We start from the raw sequence: 23,700 nt of genomic DNA, 5'->3' as shown, positions 1-23,700 counted from the left end.
CGAATATCGAAAGGGCCAAAGTGGACGACTTTTACGCCGCCCGCGACGGCACAACGCCGACGCTACCGTGGACGAGTATTGCTCCGCCGTTCACAGCAACGCCTCGCGTTGGGTGTAGTGACGTTGTTTGTCGTATCGCTCATCATCTTCACGTCCGTGCAGTTCCTTCCCGGTGACTTTGCGCAATCTGTTCTGGGTCAGGGTGCCACACCTGAGACCACCGCCGCATTGCGTGCGGAACTGGGCCTGGATCAGGGGCCGGTAACACGTTATGTGAACTGGATCGGCGGGGTTTTGCAAGGTGATCTGGGTACGTCGTTCTCGGGTCGAAGTGGTGTTGGTGGTGACCGGTCTCGCCCTGTTGTGGACCTTATTGGCCCACGCCTCGCCAACACATTGTTCCTGGCCGGCGTTACCGCTATGATCGCTGTTCCGCTGGCCCTCGCACTTGGCATTGCTGCAGCGTTGAAAAGAGGTAGCGTCTTTGATCGCAGCGTCAACGCAGTCACATTGATCACGATTTCATTTCCAGAGTTTTTTCTGGCCTACATTCTGATCCTTTTGCTGGGTGTGATCTGGCCGATCTTTCCATCGCTTTCTGACGTGTCGCCAGACACACCTTTCTGGGACCGGCTGTATCGGACCGCACTTCCTGCGCTTACACTTACTCTAGTGATAATAGCGCACATGATGCGCATGACCCGTGCGGCCATCATCAACCTCATGGCATCGCCTTACATAGAGATGGCCCGGCTTGCCGGTGAATCGCCACTTCGGGTTGTTCTGAACTACGCACTACCAAATGCATGGGCACCTATCGCGGCTGTGATCGCCTTCAATTTGGCGTATCTGATTGTCGGCGTTGTGGTTGTCGAGGTGGTCTTCGTTTATCCCGGTGTGGGTCAGCTGATGGTCGACGCAGTGAGCGCGCGGGATATTCCCGTCGTGCAAGCCTGCGCCCTGATTTTCGCGGCAACCTATGTTCTTTTCAACCTCGTGGCGGACGTCGTAGGCATCGTCACCAACCCGAGGCTTTTGCATCCAAAATGACACAATCTCAGACATCATACTCCGCTGACCAGGAAGTCGCACAGGTTCGTCGTCGCCGCACACGAGGTGAACGCATTCGCCTCTTGTTGAAAAAGTCACCATTCACAGCGCGCATCGGGCTGGCCATTATCATATTCTACGGGCTCATGGCTTTGGTTGGCCCCTTCTTTGCGCCCTATGGCGAAAGCGAAATCGCTGGTCCGCCGTTGGCCCCATGGGGCAATGGGTTTCTTTTTGGAACCGACCAGATCGGGCGTGACATCCTCAGCCGCCTCATATTCGGCGCGCGCAACACAATCGGAATTGCCCTCGCGGCTACTTTGCTTGCCTTTTTCCTAGGCGGAAGCCTTGGCTTGGTCGCTGCCATCAGCCGGGGTTGGGTCGACCAGTTTATCAGTCGTAGTATCGACGTTGTTATGGCAATTCCTGCGCTGATTTTTGCTTTGATGCTTCTCACAATTACTGGTTCCAATGTTTGGGCATTGGTTGTCATCATCGCGCTACTGGATTCCACACGCGTCTTCCGCCTGACTCGTTCCGTGGCTGTCAGTGTCTCTGTCATGGATTACGTTGAGGCCGCGCGCCTGCGTGGAGAGGGGCTCAGCTGGACAATGCGTCGCGAGGTGCTGCCCAATATTTTACCACCATTGGTAGCGGAATTTGGGCTGCGGTTCTGTTTTGTCTCTTTGACAATCGCGGCACTTTCTTTCCTCGGGGTGGGTATTCAACCACCAACGGCAGATTGGGGCACGATGGTACGCGAAACGGCGAACATGATGCAGTTTGCTCGTTTTGATATCACTGCTGGTCTAACCCCGTTGATGCCGGCGGCCTGCATTGCTCTCCTGACAATCGGGGTAAACTTTGTAGTTGATTGGTTCCTTCAGACAACAAGTGGATTGCGCGATGAAACATAAATCCGACAACGTACTGCTGGATATGCGAGACATCCGTATTGAAGGCTTTTCGGACGAACATTGGAATCCGATTATCAAAGGCGTCGATTTGCAATTGCGACGCGGTGAGGTGCTTGGCCTGATCGGTGAATCTGGCGCAGGAAAATCCACTCTTGGCAAAGCGGCAATGGGATATGTGCAACCCGGTTGCCGTATCGCGGGCGGATCTATTATGTTTGATGGTGTCGACCTGGCCCGCGCGTCAGAAGTGGAAAAGCGCAAGTTTTGGGGTACGCGCATCACCTATGTAGCGCAATCCGCGGCTGCATCATTTAATCCGGCACACCAACTAATTGCCCAAACTATACGGGCGAAGGTTCGTGAGAACATCGAATCTGAAAACGCTGCCCGCACAGACGCTCAGGAGCTCTATAGGTCGCTTTCGCTTCCCAACCCAGAAACGATTGGTGATCGGTATCCGCACCAGGTATCCGGTGGTCAGCTGCAACGCATCATGACCGCGATGGCCATGTCGCCGCGCCCGGACCTGATTATCTTTGATGAACCGACCACGGCACTTGATGTGACCACACAGGTTGAAGTTTTGTTGTCTATGCGCAAAATTGTGCGCGAGTTTGGTGCGGCGGCAATATATATCACCCATGATCTTGCTGTCGTTGCGCAAATGGCTGATCGCATCAAAGTGTTGCGCTATGGTGAAGAGGTCGAAGAGGCACCCACGCGCACAATGCTGTCAGACCCAAAAGAAGACTATACGAAGTCTCTTTGGTCAGTGAGGGCTTTGCGCAAGCCTGTTGAGAATACCGAAGACATAACTCTTTCAGTTGAAAATGTCGGTGCGTCATACGGGCCAGTTCCGGTCTTGTTTGACGTGAACCTTCGCATCCCTAGAGGCCGAACAGTTTCTGTTGTCGGGGAATCTGGTTCCGGGAAATCTACTACGGCCCGCGTTATCACTGGACTACTGCCGCCAAAAAGGGGCCGTGTTGTGTTCAATGGCGAAGAGCTGCCCGCCACGCTGAATGGGCGCAGTAAGGAGCAGCTTCGGCGGATTCAGATGATCTATCAGATGGCAGATACCGCCATGAACCCGCGGCAAACCGTCGGTGAAATCATTGGTCGCCCGCTGGAGTTTTACCACGGGTACAAGGGCAAAAAGCTTGAAGCCGAAATTATAAATCTGCTTGAGCAGATCGAACTAAACGAGAGTTTTTTTGACCGCTTGCCGTCCGAGCTTTCTGGGGGGCAGAAACAGCGTATATGCATCGCCAGAGCCCTTGCGGCCGATCCGGACATCATTCTTTGTGATGAGGTAACATCTGCATTGGATCAGATTGTTCAGGAGGGCATTCTGCAGTTGCTTTTGAGGTTGCAGAAAGAAAAGGGTATTTCATATCTCTTCATCACGCACGACATCGCGACAGTCGAAGCGATTAGTGACGAAATTGTTGTTATGAGTAAGGGCCGTGTCGTTGAGCAGGGCGACAAGGAAACCGTTCTCTCACCGCCGCACCCTGAATACACCCAATTGTTGCTGTCGTCGGTGCCGGAAATGGATCCGGCTTGGTTGGATAAGTTTGCCTGATTGTCCTCAATACTGGAGATTGTCGGAATAACTAAAAAAGGATCCGAGTGAGGTCTAACCCGGTTCTCCGGGTGGAGCTTAGATGTTCGTGCCAAGTTGGATTTGACCCGCGCCGGGTAAATCGGCGCCTACATATAGATGAAAGACTGGGCCATCGAACCTGTTTGCGGGGACTTCGCGTAAATTGGCAGCATTTTCTGAGAGTTCTTGGGTGCTTGCCTCATTTTTGGAGGGCCTCCAACATAAGAGATGCTTGTATTTCGGGCCGCGCGTGCCTTGAAGTTCGTGCGTCGAGCTAAGGCCTGGTAGGTGCGCTCCAGCCCATAGATGATTTTTGTGACGAGGCTTTTTGCCACTGTTCGAGTTAGAAGCTTGTGCCAAAAGGCGCGGAGAAGTATTTCAGTTTCTAGGATGAGCTTTTGGAGGACACCAATGTCTAAACTAGTCACAATCTTCGGCGGGTCTGGTTTTGTCGGGCGTCACATCGCGCAGCGCATGGCGAAGCAAAGCTGGCGTGTTCGAGTTGCCGTTCGACGTCCAAACGAAGCGATGTTCGTCAAGCCGTATGGGACAGTTGGCCAGGTTGAACCCGTCTTCTGCAATATTCGCGATGACGTTTCTGTTTCTGAGGCCCTGGACGGTGCAAACGCAGTTGTGAACTGTGTGGGTATTCTAGCCAATAGCGGAAAAAACACATTTGAAACTGTTCAGGCCGAAGGAGCATCAAGAATAGCCAGGATTGCCACTGAGAAAAATATTGAGCGATTGGTCCACCTGTCTGCGTTGGGCGCGGATGCGGAGTCTGAAAGCAGCTATGCGCGTACAAAAGCAGCAGGCGAAGCCGCCATTCTTGAGAATTTTCCGACTGCGATGATCTTGCGGCCCTCGGTCATCTTTGGTGCTGATGATCAGTTTTTCAATCGCTTTGCCTCCATGTCTCGCATGGGGCCAATATTGCCAATTGTTGGTGGTGAGACGTTGTTTCAGCCAGTTTACGTAGACGATGTTGCGAAAGCAGCGGTGAAGGGTGTTTTGGGAGAAGCGAGTGGCCGATTTGAGCTCGGTGGTCCTCAAGTAAACAGCCTGCGGGGGTGGGTCGATGACATTCTTGAGGTGATTAATCGCAACAAGATTGTGCTCAACCTTCCCTTTTTTGTCGGGCGTATGATGGGGTGGAGCTTCGACATCGGGTGTAAGATGTTGTTTGGCTTGTTGGACAACAAAATGCTGACGCGCGATCAGGTTAAGCTTTTACGGCACGACAACATCGTTGCGGAGGATGCAAAAGGGTTTGAAGCGCTGGGTATTCAACCCATTGCCCCAGATGCAATCATTGCAGACTATCTTTGGAGGTTCCGCCCTTCGGGCCAGTATGATGCGATCAAAGAGTCAGCCAAAAACCTGAAGGTTTGAAGGGAGCAGTCGCTATGCATCAGGTGTTGGTGGCGCCTGGCTAAGAGTATGCGATTGCTAAAAGGGTGCATCCAAGGATTATCCGGTAGATCACGTAAGGTGTGTAGCTGATCGATTGTAGTAGTCGCATCATGATTTTAAGAGCGAGTAGCGCTGCCAAAAGCGAAAAGACGGCTGCAAAAGCACCGTCTTTTGCTGTTTGAATATCAGCTTCGCCGGCGACTTGCAGAGTTAGAAGACCACCGCTCGCTAGGATTGTCGGGATAGACATCAGCATAGCCAATTTGGCTGCGCTGGTCCGGTCGTAACCTAGTCGACGGGCTCCTGTTATCGCGATGCCGGACCTCGAAGTGCCGGGTATCAGCGCGATGGCTTGCCAAAGCCCCATTATGATCGCATCGCGCAAATTCCAGTTGCCATCAGATTTCTCAGAAGCCCCTGTCTGATCTGCCCACCACAACACGATCCCAAATAACAACATTGTCCATCCAATGACGGTGATGGATCGCATGACCTCATCCAGGCCCGTTATCTTTAGTATGAAACCTGCAATTACAACTGGTACCGTGGCGATCAGAAGAAGAAACGCTAGTGTCGCTCCTTCAGTATCCCGTTTTCCAGCCAAAAGGCGCGGTACTCCGAGTATCGCTAGTTTAACGTCGGACCAGAAAAACAGAACCACAGCGCCCAGTGTGCCCACGTGGACTGCAACATCTATAGCCTGCCCCTGATCTTCCAATCCCAAGAGATTCGGTAGGAGAATTAGGTGTCCGGACGAGCTGACGGGCAGGAACTCGGTTACGCCTTGGATAATTGCGACAAGCAAGATGTGAAGCAGTGGCATGGAACCTCGAAGGGTGCGATTGCAATATCGGGTATAAGGGTTAGAAAACAAAAGGAAAGTGATAAATTATATCCGAATCGGCCATAATTTATCGGCTCAAGATTGTATTCAGAGACCATTGACGCAAAAAAACTTCATTTTAGGTCAGCACTTTTGACTTTTATCTTCCTGCGGTTTTGCTTAAACACGCGCTACTGGAATTTATCGGGAGGTAGTTGGCGTGGCCAAGCAACCTATGCTGAAGTTTGTAACTGTAGACCGTGACATGCCTGAAAAGCGTGAAGCAACCGCACGGAAGCAGGACTTCAATGAGATCTATGCGGAGTACGCAAAGGTCAAAGCCGAAGAACAGGCGAGCCGCTGCTCGCAGTGCGGTGTACCGTATTGCCAGTCGCATTGCCCGTTGCACAACAATATTCCCGACTGGCTGCGCCTTACTGCGACGGGCCGTCTGGAAGAGGCCTATGCCGTTAGCCAAGCCACAAATACATTCCCTGAAATATGTGGTCGCATTTGTCCTCAGGACCGTTTGTGCGAAGGCAACTGTGTCATTGAGCAATCCGGCCACGGCACTGTGACCATTGGGTCAGTCGAGAAGTACATTACAGATACTGCCTGGGAGCAGGGTTGGGTCAAGCCAGCCAAACCTGCGCAGGAGCGTACCGAAAGTGTTGGCATCATTGGGGCTGGTCCCGGTGGTTTGGCCGCAGCGGATCGGTTGCGTCGTGCGGGCATCCAAGTGACCGTCTATGACAGTCACGATCGGGCAGGCGGATTGCTAACCTATGGAATCCCCGGCTTTAAGCTGGAGAAAGACATTGTCATGCGCCGCAACGACCAGCTGGAGCAAGGCGGCGTGACCTTTCGGCTGAATTGTCAGGTTGGTAAGGACATCAGCTTTGGTGAAATCCGTGAGGCCCATGACGCCGTGGTTATCGCAACTGGCGTGTACAAAAGCCGTGATTTACAAGGGCCGGGCGCTGGTGCCGAGGGAATCGTCAAGGCTATCGACTATCTGACCGCGTCCAACCGTCTCAGCTTTGGCGACACGGTGTCTGAGTTCGAAGACGGCACCTTGTCCGCAGAGGGTAAAAAGGTTGTTGTGATCGGTGGTGGTGACACGGCCATGGACTGTGTGCGGACCGCAATTCGCCAAGGTGCAGAGAGCGTGAAGTGTCTCTATCGCCGTGACCGAGCCAACATGCCCGGCTCGCAGCGTGAGACGAATAATGCCGAAGAAGAAGGTGTGGAATTTGTCTGGCTGACCGCGCCCAAGGGCTTTAGCGGTGATCCGGTTAAAGGCGTGATGGTGCAGAAGATGCGCTTGGGTCAGCCTGATGCATCGGGGCGTCAAAGCCCCGAAGTGATCGAAGGCGCGGACTATGTCGAAGAGGCCGATCTGGTTATCAAGGCGCTGGGCTTTGAGCCGGAAGACCTGCCGACACTTTGGGATCAACCCGAGCTGGAAGTGACCCGTTGGGGCACGGTTAAGGCAGAATTCACCACTGGAGCAACGGCTATGCCGGGCGTTTATGCGGTGGGTGACATCGTACGAGGCGCAAGTCTGGTGGTGTGGGCGATTAAGGACGGGCGCGATTGCGCCGATGCGATCCTTGAGCAGTTCGGCGCACCGGTTTCGGTGGCGGCTGAGTAACCCGATCGGCGGGCAAATGCTGCCATTTTGGGACGTCGGCATAACGTCGGTTTCGCGTCGGTATTACGTAGGTGCGCGTTTTGAAGGTTGAACGACCTTCCGCGCAGCTCAGGTCAGTCGAGCTGACCGAAAGCAAGAGAAAGGTTAAGAATCCATGACCAAGTACGATCAGAACTGGGTGCGCGCCGAAGAAGCAAAGCGCAAGTGGATGGCCGAAAACGGCCTGTATTCGGAAGAAGAAGAGCATTCGTCTTGCGGCGTTGGTCTTGTCGTGTCAATCGATGGCAAGCCCAGCCGCAAGGTGGTTGAGGCGGGCATCACCGCGCTCAAGGCGATTTGGCACCGGGGTGCAGTGGACGCGGATGGCAAGACCGGCGATGGCGCAGGCATTCATGTGCAGATTCCGGTTCAGTTCTTTTACGATCAGATCCGCCGCACTGGCCATGAGCCAAACATGGATGAATTGATGGCCGTGGGTCAGGTATTTCTGCCGCGCACCGACCATGGCGCGCAGGAATCGTGCCGGACGATCGTCGAGACCGAAGTTCTGCGAATGGGGTATGGCATATATGGCTGGCGCCATGTGCCTGTGGACACGACCTGCCTTGGTGAAAAGGCCAATGCGACCCGCCCCGAGATCGAACAAATTCTGATCACCAATTCCAAAGGTGTGGATGAAGAGACGTTTGAGCGCGAGCTGTATGTGATCCGTCGCCGGATCGAGAAAGCTGCCGCTGCGTCGAACATCAATGGTCTATATATTGCGTCGCTGAGCTGTCGTTCGATCATTTATAAGGGCATGATGTTGGCCGAGCAGGTCGCCGTGTTCTATCCTGATCTGCTGGACGAACGGTTTGAAAGCGCCTTCGCACTGTATCACCAGCGGTATTCCACCAACACGTTCCCACAATGGTGGCTCGCGCAGCCGTTCCGCATGTTGGCCCACAACGGTGAGATCAACACGCTGAAGGGCAACCTGAACTGGATGAAGAGCCACGAAATCAGGCTAGCCAGCGGTACGTTTGGTGACATGGCCGAGGACATTAAGCCGATTGTGCCGGGCGGAAGTTCAGATTCGGCGGCGTTGGACGCGGTGTTTGAATTGATGGTGCGGGCGGGACGCTCTGCGCCGATGGCAAAAACCATGCTGGTGCCAGAGAGCTGGTCCAAGCAGGCGGTTGATCTGCCGCAAGCGTGGCGCGACATGTACAGCTATTGCAATAGCGTGATGGAGCCGTGGGACGGCCCAGCCGCGCTGGCGATGACCGATGGTCGCTGGGTGTGTGCCGGTCTGGACCGAAATGGTTTGCGCCCTATGCGCTATGTCGTAACGGGTGAAGGGCTGTTGATTGCCGGGTCTGAGGCCGGAATGGTGCCGATTGATGAATTTGACGTCATTGAAAAAGGCGCGCTTGGTCCAGGTCAGTTGCTGGCAGTGGATATGAAAGAAGGCAAGCTATACCACGACACCGAGATCAAGGATAAACTGGCCAATGCCCGCCCTTATGGCGACTGGGTTGGCAAGATCCGTGATCTTGCAAGTGAGCTGGGCAGCATTGAAGAGAAGCCTGCATTCTCAGGCGAGAAGCTGCGCAAGCGCCAGATTGCGGCTGGGTATACCATTGAAGAGGTCGAACAGATTCTCGCTCCGATGGCGGAGGATGGCAAGGAATCGCTGGCTTCGATGGGGGATGACACCCCAAGCGCGGTTTTGTCCAAGATGTATCGCCCGCTGAGCCACTTCTTCCGCCAGAACTTTAGTCAGGTGACAAACCCGCCAATTGACTCGTTGCGTGAATTTCGGGTGATGAGCCTGAAAACTCGGTTCGGAAACCTGAAAAACGTGTTGGACGAGGACGGTAGCCAAACAGAGATCGTGCTGTTGGAGAGCCCGTTTGTCGGCAATTCACAATTTGAGCATCTGTTGAAGGCGTTCGATGATACCGTTGTTCGGATTGATTGTACGTTTGATGCAGATGGTGGCGATGGCGCGTTGCGCGCTGGGCTGGAACGCATTCGGGCCGAGGCAGAAGATGCGGTGCGGTCTGGTGCCGGGCATATCGTTTTGAGCGATGAGGCTCAGAACGAAGCGAAGGTGGGGATGCCGATGATCCTTGCCACCAGCGCGGTGCACAGTCATCTGACGCGCAAAGGTTTGCGGACATTCAGCTCGTTGAATGTACGGTCGGCTGAATGTATCGATCCGCATTATTTTGCGGTTCTGATTGGTGCGGGTGCAACCGTGGTGAACGCCTATCTGGCCGAAGATACTCTGGCGGATCGCATTGCGCGTGGGCTAGCGGACGGAACACTGACCGAAAACATCGCGCGGTATCGTGAGGCGGTGGATCAGGGTCTGCTCAAGATCATGGCCAAGATGGGGATTTCTGTGATTTCCTCGTACCGGGGTGGTCTGAATTTTGAAGCTGTCGGCCTGAGCCGCGCGATGTGTGCGGAATATTTCCCCGGCATGATCAGCCGAATTTCGGGGATCGGTGTGATTGGTATTCAGAAGAAAGTTGTTGATGTGCACGCCAAGGGCTGGCTGAGCGGTCAAGACGTGATGCCAATTGGCGGGTTCTATAAGGCGCGTAAGTCTGGCGAAACCCACGCGTGGGGTGCGCAGAGTATGCACATGATGCAGGCGGCGTGTAACCGGGCGAGCTATCAGCTGTGGAAGCAGTATTCGGCCAAGATGCAGTCGAACCCACCGATCCACCTGCGCGATTTGCTAGACTTTAAGGCGATTGGCGAGGCTATACCGATTGAAGAGGTCGAGTCGATCACGGCAATCCGCAAGCGGTTTGTGACACCGGGCATGTCGTTGGGGGCGCTGAGCCCTGAGGCGCACAAAACGCTGAACGTGGCGATGAATCGGATTGGTGCCAAGTCCGATAGCGGCGAAGGCGGTGAAGACCCGGCACATTTCGTACCGGAACCAAATGGCGACAACCCGTCGGCCAAGATCAAACAGGTCGCCTCGGGGCGGTTTGGTGTGACTGCTGAATATCTGAACCAGTGCGAAGAGTTGGAGATCAAGGTCGCGCAGGGGGCAAAGCCCGGTGAGGGTGGCCAGCTGCCAGGCATGAAGGTCACCGACCTGATCGCGCGCCTGCGCCATTCGACCAAAGGCGTGACCCTGATTTCGCCACCACCGCACCACGACATCTATTCGATCGAAGACCTTGCGCAGCTGATTTACGATCTCAAGCAGATCAACCCACGCTGTAAAGTGACGGTTAAGTTGGTTGCCTCGTCTGGTGTCGGCACGATTGCTGCCGGTGTGGCCAAGGCTAAGGCGGATGTCATTCTGGTTTCCGGCCACAACGGTGGCACAGGTGCTTCGCCAGCGACGTCGATCAAATTTGCGGGTCTGCCGTGGGAGATGGGCTTGACCGAAGCGCATCAGGTGTTGGCGATGAACAACCTGCGCGAGCGGGTGACGCTGCGCACGGATGGCGGATTGCGTACCGGGCGAGATATCGTGATGGCCGCGATGTTGGGCGCCGAGGAATACGGCATCGGCACCGCCGCCTTGATCGCAATGGGCTGTATCATGGTGCGTCAGTGCCAGTCCAACACCTGCCCGGTTGGCGTTTGTACTCAGGACGAGAGCCTGCGCGCAAAATACACCGGGTCGGCGGACAAGGTGGTGAATCTGATCACTTTCTACGCTCAGGAAGTGCGGGAAATTCTGGCCAGCATCGGTGCACGGTCACTGGGCGAAGTGATTGGCCGCGCGGATCTTTTGGCACAAGTCAGTCGTGGCTCGGCGCATCTGGATGACCTGGATCTGAACCCGCTGTTGATCACTGTCGATGGCGCGTCTGAGATTGTCTACAATCGCGACAAGCCGCGCAACGCCGTGCCCGATACGCTGGATGCAGAGATCGTGCGCGACGCGGCGCGGTTTCTTGAAGATGGCGAAAAGATGCAGCTGTCTTATGCGGTGCAGAACACGCATCGCACCGTGGGCACTCGCACTTCGAGCCATATCGTCCGTAACTTTGGGATGCGCAACGCGCTTCAGGAAGATCACCTGACAGTCAAACTGACAGGTTCAGCTGGTCAGTCGCTGGGGGCCTTTGCAGCGCCAGGTCTGAAGATCGAAGTGTCAGGAGATGCCAATGACTATGTCGGCAAGGGTCTGTCAGGCGGCACGGTCGTGGTCCGTCCGCCAATGGCGAGCCCACTGACGGCCTCTGAGAACACGATAATCGGCAACACGGTTCTTTATGGCGCAACTGACGGACACTTGTTTGCCGCTGGTCGCGCAGGAGAGCGATTTGCTGTGCGAAACTCGGGTGCCAAGGTGGTGATCGAGGGCTGCGGCAGCAACGGGTGCGAATATATGACCGGTGGCGTAGCCGTGATCCTGGGTGAGATTGGTGCGAACTTTGGCGCAGGTATGACAGGCGGCATGGCGTATCTTTATGATCCTGAAGGTCAGGTCGAAACTGCCATGAACCATGAGACTCTTGTGACCTGTCCGGTCACTGTTGATCATTGGGAAGCCGAGCTGAAGGGTCTGATCGAACGGCATGTTTCAGAAACCGGAAGCCGCAAGGCGGCAGACATTTTGCAGCATTGGGATGTTGAAAAGGCCCATTTCCTACAGGTCTGTCCAAAGGAGATGCTGGTGCATTTGCCCGCACCGCTGGCTATTGAAGAGGCTGCGGTTCCGGCCGAATAGGGCCGAAACAGATACTTGTTTTATGGCCTCGTAGAGCGATCTACGGGGCCTTTTTTGCCGAGGATTTGGGAAAATTCAGCAACTGGCGCATACTCTCCTAAGTTTAAGGAGGTTACGGATGCTGGGCAATTTTCTAAAATTGGCTTTTTTGGCAACTGCTTTGCCAACAACCGCAATGGCTGGCCAATGCGGGTACGACTATTGTTGGGGTGCCGTTGGAATAGGTCCTGGTGGTGCGTGGGGCTACTCTGTTGGGCAGTGGTCCGAGGACGATGCGATCAACGCTATGCAGAGCGAATGCGGCTGGGATTGCAACAACGTTCGGACATTTTACAACACATGCGGTGCAATGGCCGAAGGTTACACAGGCAATTGGGGATTTGGTTGGGGCGGATCACGGGCCATCGCTGAAGATAATGCGCTGGGTTATTGCTATCAAAATGGCGACGGGTGTCAGGTAAAAGTATGGGCCTGTTCACCGTAAGTCGTCTGTGGCTTGCTTGATGCGGCGCTAAGGATTACTCCACATGCAAGTGTGGAGTGTGTTGTTAATGGCCAATAAGAAGGCTCTGAAAAAGAAGAAGCAGAGTTGGTTCAAGGACCAGTGGCTGAGGTTGCGGTACTGGTTGCGGCGCAGTCTGGTGTGGTTTGTGTCTCTGATCATTTTGTCGGTTTTGCTGTTCTCGGTGGTTAATCCACCGATCACAATGACAATGCTGGGTGAGAAACGACGGTTGGGGCAGATCGACAAGGAATGGGTGCCGATTGAAGCGGTTGCGCCCGTGATGCGCCGATCTGTTGTGGCGGCCGAAGATGCGAATTTTTGTTTGCATTGGGGCTTTGATATGAAGGCGATCCGGGCTGCGCTGGACGAAGGGCGTGGGCGCGGCGCGTCGACAATCAGTCAGCAGGTGGTCAAGAATGTCTACCTTTGGCAGGGGCGGAACTGGACCCGCAAAGCGATCGAAGCGCTGTTGACTCCGTTGGTCGAACTGACGTGGTCAAAGAGGCGTATTCTTGAGGTTTATCTGAATGTTGCCGAGTTTGACGAGGGTGTCTTTGGCGTAGAAGCTGCGGCGCGGCATTACTTCGGCGTCGGCCCAGAGGCGTTGAGCGCGGTGCAAGCCGCGCGATTGGCGGCCGTGTTGCCAAACCCCAAGAACAGATCGGCCAGCAAGCCATCAACTGCGCTCAGAAAACGGTCGAATTCCATCCTGGATGGGGCGGCGACCATCCGCAACGACACGCGCTCACGGTGTTTCGAGGATTGAAAATCGCGCGCGGGCAAGGCATTGAGGGATAAATCCCGTGAATTGGTGCCTTCCTGATGAATCGACTCTTCCATGTTCCGCTGTCCCCGTTTTGCCGCAAGGTGCGTTTAAGCCTTGCGGAAAAGAAGATCGAAGTGGAGCTGGTCGAGGAGCGGTACTGGGAACAGGACCCGGATTTCCTGCGCCGGAATCCTGCCGCCAAGGTCCCCGTTTTGAAGATAGGCGGGAAAATGATGGCCGAAAGTGCGGCGATTTGCGAGTACCTAGAGGAAAAACACCCAGAGCCAAGCCTGATGCCGCGTGATGCTGAGGGGCGTTACGAAGTGCGGCGGTTGGTGTCCTGGTTTGACGACAAGTTCCACAATGAGGTGACGTCAAAGCTCTTGTATGAGCGGGTGAATAAGAAGGTAATGGGTGCCGGGTATCCGGACAGCTCGAATGTCAAAGCTGGAGCCAAGGCGATTAAGTATCATCTGGATTACATGCATTGGCTGCTTGATCATCGGCGTTGGTTGGCCGGGGACGTGATGACATTGGCGGATTTCGCGGCTGCGGCGCATCTGTCTGCGTTGGATTATATATCGGACGTCGATTGGAACCGGTCCGCGGTGGTTAAGGACTGGTATGCGACGATCAAGTCCCGACCAGCCTTTCGCTCCATCTTGGCGGATCAGGTGCCGGGCTTTCCACCGCCGTCACATTATGCCGACCTCGATTTCTAAACGGTTGTCGCCTGCTGTTTGGCCGATAGTCAAATCCGCAGGCAGACATGGGCGTTTTCTGGGAACTCTGAAGGGACGAATGCGTGACGGCCGAGCTGAAAGATAGGTTGGTTTCAGAGGCTAAGGCCATCGGGTTTGATGCCTGTTACGTGTGCCGCCCAGATTCAGTTAACCATGTTCGCGACGGTTTGAACGGGTTTCTGGCACGGGGGTATCATGGTCAGATGGGCTGGTTGGAGCAGCGAAAGGCGTGGCGCAGCGACCCGTCAGCGCTGTGGCCCGAGGCGCGGTCGGTCATCATGCTTGGCGAGAGTTACACGCCTCAACATGATCCGACCGAAGTTCACCGACAGCCGGATCGCGGCGCAATTTCGGTTTACGCACAGAACAAGGATTACCATGATATGGTGAAGAAGCGGCTTAAGCGATTGGCGCGATGGCTGATTGCTGAAGGTGGGGGCGAGGTGAAGGTATTTGTCGATACCGCGCCTGTGCCGGAAAAACCTTTGGGGCAGGCGGCAGGGCTTGGCTGGCAGGGAAAACACACCAATCTGGTGAGCCGTGAATTGGGATCGTGGTTTTTTATTGGATCCGTGTTTTCCACGCTTAAATTCGACACTGATCCGCCTGAAATCGATCATTGTGGGTCGTGCCGGGCTTGTCTGGATGCCTGCCCAACCAATGCCTTTCCTGCGCCAAACAAGATCGATGCGCGCCGGTGCATTTCCTACCTGACGATTGAACATCACGGGCCCGTTGACGAGGACTTACGGCCCCTTATGGGGAACCGCATTTATGGGTGCGATGACTGTCTGGCAGCCTGTCCCTGGAACAAGTTTGCCGTTGAGGCTAGCGAAATGCGCTATGCCGCACGAGACGAGTTGATGGCGCCAAAACTAGCAGAATTGGCGACATTGGACGACTCCGCATTCCGCACAATGTTCTCGGGTTCTCCGATCAAGCGCATTAAGCGTGACCGGTTTGTACGCAATGTGCTTTATGCGATTGGAAATTCAGGCGATGCAGATTTGAAACCCGTGGCGCAGCGACTATGTGAAGACCCGGATGCAACAGTTGCTGACGCTGCGCGCTGGGCAGTTACGCGACTGCAAGATGTCGCATCCGGGCATGAATAGGGTCTCATACGACGGTAACTGGTTGGGTGCGAATAGGGGAGTAACCTGAATGGCGTTGTCATTGGGCGTTGATACGGGCGGCACCTATACGGATGCTGTTCTGATCCGAGATGAGAAAGAAGTGATCGCGTCAGCCAAGTCGCTGACGACGCGGCATGACTTGGCCGAAGGCATCGGCGCGGCTGTGTCTGCGGTGTTACAAGAGGCCCAGACCGATCCTTCGGAAATTGCGCTGGCATCTTTGTCGACCACTCTGGCAACGAACGCGTTGGTCGAGGGGCAAGGGGGCCGTGTGGCTTTGGTGCTCATTGGGTTTCGAGAAAGTGACCTTGTTAAGCATGGGTTAAGCGATGCGTTGGCGGGGGATCCGGCGTTGTTAATTGCCGGGGGGCACGATCACTCGGGTGCCGAAAAAGCTCCACTCGATGAGGCAAAGTTAAAAACATGGCTGAAGGAACACGGGCGAGATGTTTCGGGATTTGCGGTGGCCGCTCAATTTGCGACGCGAAATCCGGCGCATGAGCAGCGTGTTTCGGCATTGATCCGCGACATTACCGGGAGGCCAGTGAGTGCGTCGCACCATCTGTCCTCTCGTCTGAATGGGCCAAAGCGGGCAATGACGGCCGTTTTGAACGCGCGCTTAATCGGTATGATTGATCGATTGATCAGGCGGGCCGAGGACCGCTTGGCCGAACTGGGCATTGCTGCGCCGCTTATGGTTGTGCGCGGCGACGGTGCGCTGATTTCAGCGGAGTTTGCCCGACGCAGGCCGATTGAAACAATCCTGAGCGGGCCGGCGGCATCTATTGTTGGTGCCCGTTGGCTAACGGGCGCAAAAGAGGCGCTGGTGAGCGATATCGGCGGTACGACAACAGACATTGCTGTGCTGCGCGACGGGCGTCCGGCGATTGACCCGGATGGCGCTCGTGTGGGGCCTTATCGCACCATGGTCGAAGCGGTTGCGATGCGCACGTTTGGCCTTGGTGGTGACAGCGAGGTGCATTTTGTTTCCGAGGGTTTGCAAGGTGGCGTTATACTTGGGCCACGCCGGGTGTTGCCGGTTTCTCTAATAGCGGTAGATGCGCCACAAATCGTGCATGATGCGTTAGACAACCAATTACGGCGGTCGGTGCCGGGCGAGTACGACGGGCGGTTTGTGCGTGCGGTCCAAGGTGTTCGCGGCGAGGGCTTGGATACCCGCGAAACGACACTGCTTGAGCGGATTGGTACAAAGGTACATCCGCTGGATGTCGTGTTGCGCAACCGTTTGGAAATCAAGGCGCTGCGCAGGCTGATCGAACGCGGGCTGGTGCAAATTTCTGGCGTTACGCCTTCTGATGCGTCGCATGTGTTGGGCCAATTGAATGCATGGGATGGTGCGGCAGCTGAAAAGGCTTTGCGCCTCTTTGGGCGGCGGCGGACTGGGGCGGGCAATGTGCTGGCATCAGTGCCACAAGAGATGGCACGTATCATTGTGGATCAGTTGACGCATCAAACCTGTTTGGCTGTGTTAGAGACTGCATTTGCCGAGGACAGCGCCGACTTTGGTCAACCGGCGGATCAATTGGCTCGGCATGTATTGACGCAAATGGGATTGGGCGGACACAAAGGTTTGGTGCGGCTTGAGACCGGTCTGGCAAGCCCGATTATCGGTCTGGGGGCATCTGCTGGCGTCTATTACCCAGCGGTAGGTAAACGGCTGGGGTGTCGTGCGGAATTGCCAGCGCACGCTGGCGTTGCCAATGCGATTGGCGCGGTGGTTGGGCGCGTAACGATCCGTAAAACCGGCACAGTTACAGCGCCTTCCGAGGGCACATTTCGCCTGCATCTGAATGATGGTCCAAAGGACCAGACGGATCTCGAAGGCGCCTTGTCAGAGTTGGAGACCATGCTCTCTGCAGAAGCCAGAAGGGATTGTGAGGCGGCGGGTGCAGAGGGCATAAACGTGATTGTTCGTCGCGATATTCGCTCCGCCACGGCTGAAGCGCGCGAAGTATTTATCGAGGCAGATATCCATGTCGAAGCCTCAGGGCGACCCCGCGTGGCGATCGACCGACCAGCTGTTTCATCTCGCTAAAAATACTTAAAAGCCGGTGGTTTGGGGGCTATTTGTACTAACCGATATTGGAAACGGTCAACGGCGTAGGGCAGGCTCAGCTTTGCTGAGCCACGCCCAACCGGCTGCTTGCATCTTTGATGCAGGACAGCCGGGCGGGAGTGCGCCTGTTTATTCAGCGGCGTCTCGTTTCGGCAATACCCAGCCCGCACGTGGAAAGTGGCACGTGTAACCATTGGGGTTCTTTTCCAAATAGTCCTGATGATAGTCCTCGGCCTCCCAGAAATCACCTTCGGGCTCAACCTCGGTCACAACATGGCCCGGCCACAAACCTGAGGCGTTGACGTCAGCTATCGTATCCAGCGCAGTTGCTTTCTGTGCTTCGTTTACAAAATAGATTGCTGAGCGATAGGACATACCGCGATCATTGCCTTGGCGGTTAGGCGTGGTTGGGTCGTGAATCTGGAAAAAGAACTCCAGCACCTGCCGATAGCTCAGACGTGCGGGATCAAAAGTGATCTCAATGGCCTCGGCATGGGTGCCATGGTCGCGATAGGTGGCGTTAGAGACGTCACCCCCGGAATATCCGACGCGAGTTTCAATCACGCCATCCATTTTGCGAATGAGGTCCTGCATACCCCAGAAACAACCACCGGCCAGAACTGCGCGTTCCGTCATGTTACGTCCTCCACCTGATCAATAAATTCGCCATATCCTTCGTTTTCCATGTCGTCGCGATGTACAAAGCGCAAGGATGCAGAATTGATGCAATAACGCAGTCCGCCCTGATCAGGCGGCCCATCTGTGAACACATGGCCAAGGTGGCTATCGCCGTGGGTCGAGCGGACCTCAACCCGGATCATACCATGTGTCGCGTCATGGTGCTCGGTCACATGGGCCGCTGTGATCGGTTTGGTAAAGCTGGGCCAGCCACATCCTGATTCATATTTGTCCGCACTGGCAAACAACGGCTCGCCCGAGACGATATCGACATAGATTCCGGGCTGCTTGTTATTGAGAAGCTTGCCCGTACCCGGGCGCTCAGTTCCGCTCTCCTGGGTGACCCAGAATTGCTCGTCCGTCAGGGTGGCAATGACGTCCGGGTTCTTGGTGTACTTGGTCATGGGTGCGTTTCCCCTCTTCTTGTTCCTCTGCAATATGGGCATCTGCGCGGAATTGAAAAGGGTTGGCGCAAGTGGATCAAGCTATGGTGAATGAACCGCGGTTTGCAGATGCGGCTTCGAATCGACCATCGTCGCGGCTCGGAGAAATACCGAAGAAAGCGCGATAACACTTGGAAAAGTGGGTTTGCGAACTGAAACCACAGGCGAAACTGATCTCCGACAATTTCATGTTTGTCTGGAATATCAGGTCGCGCGCCTTGCGTAAGCGAAGAGAGGTGTAATGCGATTTGGGCGTAGTATGTAAGTGTTTTCGGAACAATCTCTCTAGTTGACGAGACGAGAGACCGACAATTTCTGCAATCTCGCCTGGTGTCAGCGGAGATTCGAGGTTGTCGTTCATGATATCGATGGCTTCGCATAGCTTTGTGTTACGCGCCCCGGAGCGTAATTGCATCGATAAGCGCTGGGAATGATGAGGGTTACGTGGTGCGTTGTAGACCAATTTCTCGGCAACGTGATTGGCCAGATTGCGCCCATGGTCCTGTTCGATCAAACAGAGCATCAAGTCTATGGAAGCTGCGCCACCAGCGCATGTAAAGCGCTGATCGTCGACTGCAAAAACCACATCTTGCAGATCAATGCCAGGAAAACTCTCCAGCATTGCATTGTGAAAGTCCCAGTGCACGGTGGCGGTACGCCCGTTAAGCAGTCCGGCCATGGCCAAGGTGATTGCGGCACTTGAAACGCCGCCAACACGAACGCCACGTCGGGCTTGGGTTCGAACCCAGCTCAATATTTTGTTGGTGCTGTGTTGGGCGACGTTATCCCCGCCGCACACCACAAGTGTGTCTTGGCGATGAAGATCGGTCATCGGGCCGTCTACAACGCTTTTAAGACCATTTGAGGCGGCGACGGGCTCGCCATCAGAGCTCAGGATCTCCCAGGAAAAATGACGTTTGCCGTCGTGCCCGTTTGCGACACGCAGCGCTTCGACCGCGCAGGAGAAGCTCACTTGGGAAAACTCGGACAATAGTAAGAAAACATAGCGTTGCGGTGCAGCCAGACAGGCTGGTTGCACCGTCGCACGAGGTAGATCGAAAGGGCGTGTCACTTGATCGTCCTCAAGCGCGCATATTTGCGCCATTGGCGTCATATGCAGGCGCGCCAAGTACGTTAGCTTGATAGAACTCGCCCAGAATTTCGACCTGTAACTGAGAGCCCGGCGCGGCGTTGTCTGCGGAGACGTAACCCATCGCCATTGATGCGCCAGCGCGATGGCCATACCCACCCGAGGAGACGTAGCCAACGGCTTCGCCATCTTTGAGGATCGCCTCGTCGCCGGACACGTCGATGCCGTCAACGTCAATTGTCATTGTGACGAGCTTTTGTTTCACCCCACTGTCGCGGAACGCTTCGGTTGCCGCCTTTCCAACAAAGTCCTTTTTCCAATTGATGAACGCGTCCATGCCGCTTTCAACCGCGTTGAAGTCAGGACGGAACTCAAGCGTCCAGACACCCCAGCCCTTTTCTAGACGCATCGACATCAGCGCCCTTGCACCATACCAGCGGTAACCTAGGTCGGCACCTGCGTCTTCGATGCTCTCGGCCAGACGCAAAAGGTATTGCGGCTTGCAGTAGATTTCATACCCTAGCTCTCCCGAAAAGGATATCCGGTTCAGGATCACAGGTACGCCGCCCACAAAGGTTTGGTGCAAGTCGCGGAACTTGAACGCTTCGGCGGAAACATCGTCGCGGGTCAGGCGTGCCAGCAGCTCGCGTGACATTGGACCAGAAAGAGCAACGCCGTGCCAATCATCAGAAACGTTCTCATAGGTCGCATCCGCAGGTAGATCCTTTTCGAACCAACGACGGTGCGCCTCCTGCATGGCACCTGATCCGAACAGCATAAAGTGGTCTTCGGCCAAACATGCGACAGTCAGGTCGCCATAGAGCCGACCCTTTTCGGTCAGCATAGGCGTCAGCGTCAATCGACCGGGTTTCGGGACGTATCCGGCAAGAATAGAGTCTAGATAGGCGCGCGCACCAGCACCCTTGAACTCGTGCTTGGCAAAGTTTGCGATCTCGATACCACCCACAGCATTGCGAACTGCCTCGACCTCGCGTTTGACATAGTCAAACGAGCGGTTGCGCTCAAATGTGGGCACTTCATGTGCATCCTTGGCGTCGTCTGCAAACCACTGCGCATTCTCAAGGCCAAAGCCCTGATCCATCACGGCGCCTTTGGCAATGAGCCGATCATAGAGTGCCGTGGTTTTTTGCAACCGGCCCTTGGGCAATGTCTCGTTGGGGAAGGTCATCACAAACCGACGTTCGTAGTTTTCCGACGATTTAACGGTGCCCCAGTCGGGTGTTGCGAACTCGCCAAAGCGCGCGACATCCATGGCCCAGACATCTATCGAAGGCTCGCCGTCGATCATCCACTCGGCCATGGTCAGGCCTACACCGCCGCCTTGACAGAACCCTGCCATAACGCCCACGGCAACCCAGTAGTTTTTCATGCCTGGAACCGGGCCAATCATCGGATTGCCATCGGGACCAAAGGTGAAAGGGCCGTTGATCATGTCTTTGATGCCGGACTCGCCAATCGCGGGAATGCGCTCAAAGGACATTTCCAACCGGTCGGCAATGCGATCGAGGTCTGGCTGCAACAGCTCGTGGCCGAAATCCCAAGGGGTGCCATCCACTTTCCATGGGGTCGATTTTGGTTCATAGGTGCCCAGCAACATGCCGTGGCGTTCCTGGCGGAAATAGATGTTAGCTTCGTAGTCGATCCCGGCGGGCAGGCGGCCTGCCTCGCCCATGCTCTCCATACGATCCGCGATCATCGGGATCTTGTCGGTGATCAGATAATGGTGTTCCATCGGCTGCACGGGCAGGTGAATGCCTGACATATGGCCGACCTCACGCGCCCAGAGACCACCGCAATTCACCACATGTTCAGCGTTGATATTACCTTTGGGGGTGGTCAGATCCCAGCTGCCATCGGGGCGCTGTTTCATGTCGGTCACGCCACAATGGGTGAAGTATTGCGCGCCATGTACACGCGCCGATTTGGCGAACGCATAGGTCGCGCCGGACGGATCAAGATCGCCATCCTGATCGTCCCAGAGGGCGGCGTAATAGTGTTTGGGATCAATTAGCGGGTGCCGCTCGGCCAATTCCTGTGGCGAGATAAATTCTTGATGCAGACCCATATAGCGCGCTTTCGAACGCTCGCGCTTGAGGTAGTCATACCATTCTTTTGTCGACGCTGCGTAGAACCCGCCGGTGATGTGCAGGCCGACCGAATGGCCCGAGGTTTCCTCGATCTCTTTATAGAGATCGATAGTATAGCTCTGAAGGCGTGAGATATTGGGATCGGAGCTGATCGTGTGAATCTGACCAGCGGCATGCCAAGACGAGCCGGATGTCAACTCGTCACGCTCGAGCAGAACGGCATCCTTCCAGCCGAATTTGGCCAAGTGGAACAGGATGGAACAGCCTACAACGCCGCCACCTATGACGACAACTTTGGCATGGGATGGCAATTGCTTGCCGGTGGATGTTTCGTCTTTTTGAATCTCGGGCATGAGTCGAACCCCTGCTTTCATTATCTAATAAGTACTCGCGCCGCAGACAGGTGCACGGGCACGAAATGGTTTAGTACCAGGCGTCTGGCAGCTCTTCCTTGCGACGGGCAACATAAGCCTGAAGCTCTTCCTTTTTTGCGATGTCCATCGGCGGCGGCTCGTATTGTGCCAACATCTCATTCCAACGTGTGAATGCGCGCTGGCGCATGTCTTTGGACCCGCCCTCTTCCCAGCTTTCGACATTTTCGCTGTCCGAGAGTTTGGGTTCATAGAAGGCGGTCTGGTAATTGCGCATGGTGTGAGCCGAGCCAAGAAAGTGGCCGCCGGGGGCAACTTCGCCGTATGCGTCACGTGCAAAGGCGTCTTCGCTGGTGTCCAGCCCTTGTGACAGCACCTTTTGGTAGCTGCCCAGACGGTCGGCATCCATGATCAGCTTTTCGAATCCGGTGACAAGTCCGCCTTCCATCCAGCCTGCCGAATGCAGGACAAAGTTAGCGCCGGCCAGCATGGTAGAATGCATCGAGTCCGCGCTTTCATATGCTGCTTGGGCGTCTTCGATCTTGGATGCAGTCAGTGATCCGCCACAGCGCAACGGCAGGCCTGCGCGGCGGGCCAACTGGCCAATGGCGTAGTTAGAGATCACTGGCTCGGGCATGCCAAAAGTGGGTGCACCGGATTTCAGGGACATCGAGGAGAGGAAGTTGCCAAGGATAAACGGCGCGCCGGGGCGCACAAGCTGCGAAAACGCGCAACACATCATCGCTTCAGCCATAGCCTGTGCGACGCTGGCGGCGGTGCTGACAGGTCCCATGGCGCCAGTTAGAATAAAGGGTACAACGACGATGCCCTGATTGCGCCCGCAATAGGTGCGGATCGCTTCGCTCACCACCTTGTCGACCAGCAGCGGCGAGTTGGTGTTTACGTTGCCCATGATGACGCAATTATGTTCCATCACATCCGCGCCGTGCAGGATTTCGGCCATATCGACACTATCCTGCGCGCGGCTCATCTCGGTAATCGCACCAAGATGAGGTTTGTCCGAACAGGTCATGTGCGTATAGACCATATCGAGGTGGCGTTTGCTGACCGGGACGTCGCAAGGCTCGCAGATTACCAGACCGGTATGGTGCAAATTGGGGTGCATGTAGGCAAGTTTGACCAGCTTTTCAAAGCTGTCCATGTCGCCATAGCGCCTGCCGCCTTCGACGTCGCGCACAAACGGTGCGCCGTAGATTGGAGCAAACACCTGATTTGTACCACCGATGGTGACAGAGCGTTCGGGGTTGCGGGCCAGCTGGGTGAATTGTGAAGGTGCGGTTTCGCACAATGCGCGAACCTGATCGGCAGGCATACGTACAATGTCGCCTTCGATTGAAGCGCCGGCCTCCTTCCAGATCCGCAGCGCTTCTGGGTCGTCGCGGAAGGCTATTCCAACATCTTGAAAAATCCAGTCGACCAGCGCTTCGAGCCTTTCGATCTGCTCTGCATCGAGTGGATCGAAAAAGGGCAACACACGTTGGATATGCGGCGAAGCAGGGACGCCCGTCGGGGCGGAACGATTGCGTGCGGCGCGTGCGCGTCTGGCCATGAGTGACTCCGATTTTAGGTGGTTGGCAAAGGTTAATGTTGTTTTTTCAGGTTGTGA

Annotated in this window: 17 protein-coding genes; 11 read left to right on the top strand and 6 right to left on the bottom strand. The window is 55.4% G+C overall.

What is annotated here, in order from left to right:
* The first annotated feature begins 78 nt into the window (after positions 1 to 78).
* The 4 genes from CLV88_RS21195 (at position 79) to CLV88_RS21175 (ending at position 4,965) form a co-directional block, all read left to right on the top strand.
* A complete protein-coding gene (locus CLV88_RS21195) occupies positions 79 to 1,050 on the top strand; it encodes an ABC transporter permease (RefSeq protein ID WP_207797119.1) in 972 nt (323 codons plus the stop codon).
* Positions 1,047 to 1,967, top strand: coding sequence for an ABC transporter permease (locus tag CLV88_RS21190; RefSeq protein WP_106610406.1), 921 nt, complete (start codon positions 1,047 to 1,049; stop codon positions 1,965 to 1,967). The genes CLV88_RS21195 and CLV88_RS21190 overlap by 4 nt, the downstream gene beginning before the upstream one ends.
* Entirely contained in the window at positions 1,957 to 3,552 is a 1,596-nt protein-coding gene (locus CLV88_RS21185) for an ABC transporter ATP-binding protein (protein ID WP_106610405.1), read from the top strand. The genes CLV88_RS21190 and CLV88_RS21185 overlap by 11 nt, the downstream gene beginning before the upstream one ends.
* Before the next feature lie 432 nt (positions 3,553 to 3,984).
* Positions 3,985 to 4,965, top strand: coding sequence for a complex I NDUFA9 subunit family protein (locus tag CLV88_RS21175; RefSeq protein WP_106610403.1), 981 nt, complete (start codon positions 3,985 to 3,987; stop codon positions 4,963 to 4,965).
* Positions 4,966 to 5,005: 40 nt separating this feature from the next.
* Here CLV88_RS21175 and CLV88_RS21170 read toward each other — a convergent pair whose 3' ends face one another.
* On the bottom strand, positions 5,006 to 5,809 hold the full coding sequence (locus CLV88_RS21170) for an undecaprenyl-diphosphate phosphatase (RefSeq protein ID WP_106610402.1): 804 nt from the start codon (positions 5,807 to 5,809) through the stop codon (positions 5,006 to 5,008).
* 220 nt (positions 5,810 to 6,029) lie between these two features.
* Here CLV88_RS21170 and CLV88_RS21165 point away from each other — a divergent pair, with 220 nt between their 5' ends.
* The 7 genes from CLV88_RS21165 (at position 6,030) to CLV88_RS21135 (ending at position 17,362) form a co-directional block, all read left to right on the top strand.
* Positions 6,030 to 7,463: an NAD(P)-dependent oxidoreductase gene (locus tag CLV88_RS21165; RefSeq protein ID WP_106610401.1), complete on the top strand. Its 1,434-nt coding sequence runs from the start codon at positions 6,030 to 6,032 to the stop codon at positions 7,461 to 7,463.
* A gap of 154 nt (positions 7,464 to 7,617) precedes the next feature.
* On the top strand, positions 7,618 to 12,156 hold the full coding sequence (gltB, locus tag CLV88_RS21160) for a glutamate synthase large subunit (protein WP_106610400.1): 4,539 nt from the start codon (positions 7,618 to 7,620) through the stop codon (positions 12,154 to 12,156).
* A 118-nt stretch (positions 12,157 to 12,274) separates the two neighbouring features.
* Positions 12,275 to 12,640 (top strand): DUF4189 domain-containing protein, encoded by a 366-nt coding sequence (locus CLV88_RS21155; protein WP_106610399.1) that lies wholly within the window; start codon positions 12,275 to 12,277, stop codon positions 12,638 to 12,640.
* Between the two features lie 67 nt (positions 12,641 to 12,707).
* On the top strand, positions 12,708 to 13,427 hold the full coding sequence (gene mtgA, locus CLV88_RS21150) for a monofunctional biosynthetic peptidoglycan transglycosylase (protein WP_106610398.1): 720 nt from the start codon (positions 12,708 to 12,710) through the stop codon (positions 13,425 to 13,427).
* A 56-nt stretch (positions 13,428 to 13,483) separates the two neighbouring features.
* Complete coding sequence (fzlA, locus tag CLV88_RS21145) at positions 13,484 to 14,149, top strand: FtsZ-binding protein FzlA (RefSeq protein ID WP_106610397.1); 666 nt, start codon at positions 13,484 to 13,486, stop codon at positions 14,147 to 14,149.
* A gap of 83 nt (positions 14,150 to 14,232) precedes the next feature.
* On the top strand, positions 14,233 to 15,285 hold the full coding sequence (gene queG, locus CLV88_RS21140; RefSeq protein ID WP_106610396.1) for a tRNA epoxyqueuosine(34) reductase QueG: 1,053 nt from the start codon (positions 14,233 to 14,235) through the stop codon (positions 15,283 to 15,285).
* A 49-nt stretch (positions 15,286 to 15,334) separates the two neighbouring features.
* Positions 15,335 to 17,362 carry a hydantoinase/oxoprolinase N-terminal domain-containing protein gene (locus CLV88_RS21135; protein WP_106610395.1) on the top strand — a complete coding sequence of 676 codons (2,028 nt, stop codon included), beginning with the start codon at positions 15,335 to 15,337 and terminating at the stop codon, positions 17,360 to 17,362.
* 150 nt (positions 17,363 to 17,512) lie between these two features.
* On the opposite strand, the gene msrA is transcribed toward CLV88_RS21135, so the two are convergent.
* The 5 genes from msrA to CLV88_RS21110 form a co-directional block, all read right to left on the bottom strand.
* Entirely contained in the window at positions 17,513 to 18,019 is a 507-nt protein-coding gene (gene msrA, locus CLV88_RS21130; RefSeq protein ID WP_106610394.1) for a peptide-methionine (S)-S-oxide reductase MsrA, read from the bottom strand.
* A complete protein-coding gene (gene msrB, locus CLV88_RS21125; RefSeq protein WP_106610393.1) occupies positions 18,016 to 18,465 on the bottom strand; it encodes a peptide-methionine (R)-S-oxide reductase MsrB in 450 nt (149 codons plus the stop codon). The genes msrA and msrB overlap by 4 nt, the downstream gene beginning before the upstream one ends.
* A 76-nt stretch (positions 18,466 to 18,541) precedes the next feature.
* The gene (locus CLV88_RS21120) at positions 18,542 to 19,576 is read right to left on the bottom strand and encodes a GlxA family transcriptional regulator (RefSeq protein WP_165798971.1); all 1,035 of its coding nucleotides are present in this window, start codon (positions 19,574 to 19,576) and stop codon (positions 18,542 to 18,544) included.
* A gap of 10 nt (positions 19,577 to 19,586) precedes the next feature.
* Entirely contained in the window at positions 19,587 to 22,055 is a 2,469-nt protein-coding gene (locus CLV88_RS21115) for a GcvT family protein (RefSeq protein WP_207797118.1), read from the bottom strand.
* Positions 22,056 to 22,125: 70 nt separating this feature from the next.
* The gene (locus CLV88_RS21110) at positions 22,126 to 23,643 is read right to left on the bottom strand and encodes a trimethylamine methyltransferase family protein (RefSeq protein ID WP_106610391.1); all 1,518 of its coding nucleotides are present in this window, start codon (positions 23,641 to 23,643) and stop codon (positions 22,126 to 22,128) included.
* Between the last annotated feature and the right edge of the window lie 57 nt (positions 23,644 to 23,700).

The sequence above is a fragment of the Shimia abyssi genome, assembly GCF_003014475.1.
Classification (GTDB): domain Bacteria; phylum Pseudomonadota; class Alphaproteobacteria; order Rhodobacterales; family Rhodobacteraceae; genus Shimia; species Shimia abyssi.
The sequence above is the reverse complement of the archived record's forward strand: the minus strand, read 5'-3'. Positions and strand labels throughout refer to the sequence as shown.

Bases quoted from the DNA above. Each gene is read 5' to 3' on its own strand.
- fzlA (WP_106610397.1), top strand. From the start codon at position 13,484: ATGAATCGACTCTTCCATGTTCCGCTGTCCCCGTTTTGCCGCAAGGTG.
- msrA (WP_106610394.1), bottom strand. From the start codon at position 18,019: ATGACGGAACGCGCAGTTCTGGCCGGTGGTTGTTTCTGGGGTATGCAG.
- msrB (WP_106610393.1), bottom strand. From the start codon at position 18,465: ATGACCAAGTACACCAAGAACCCGGACGTCATTGCCACCCTGACGGAC.
- CLV88_RS21170 (WP_106610402.1), bottom strand. From the start codon at position 5,809: ATGCCACTGCTTCACATCTTGCTTGTCGCAATTATCCAAGGCGTAACC.
- mtgA (WP_106610398.1), top strand. From the start codon at position 12,708: ATGGCCAATAAGAAGGCTCTGAAAAAGAAGAAGCAGAGTTGGTTCAAG.
- CLV88_RS21115 (WP_207797118.1), bottom strand. From the start codon at position 22,055: ATGCCCGAGATTCAAAAAGACGAAACATCCACCGGCAAGCAATTGCCA.
- CLV88_RS21185 (WP_106610405.1), top strand. From the start codon at position 1,957: ATGAAACATAAATCCGACAACGTACTGCTGGATATGCGAGACATCCGT.
- CLV88_RS21110 (WP_106610391.1), bottom strand. From the start codon at position 23,643: ATGGCCAGACGCGCACGCGCCGCACGCAATCGTTCCGCCCCGACGGGC.
- CLV88_RS21135 (WP_106610395.1), top strand. From the start codon at position 15,335: ATGGCGTTGTCATTGGGCGTTGATACGGGCGGCACCTATACGGATGCT.
- CLV88_RS21175 (WP_106610403.1), top strand. From the start codon at position 3,985: ATGTCTAAACTAGTCACAATCTTCGGCGGGTCTGGTTTTGTCGGGCGT.
- CLV88_RS21190 (WP_106610406.1), top strand. From the start codon at position 1,047: ATGACACAATCTCAGACATCATACTCCGCTGACCAGGAAGTCGCACAG.
- CLV88_RS21155 (WP_106610399.1), top strand. From the start codon at position 12,275: ATGCTGGGCAATTTTCTAAAATTGGCTTTTTTGGCAACTGCTTTGCCA.
- gltB (WP_106610400.1), top strand. From the start codon at position 7,618: ATGACCAAGTACGATCAGAACTGGGTGCGCGCCGAAGAAGCAAAGCGC.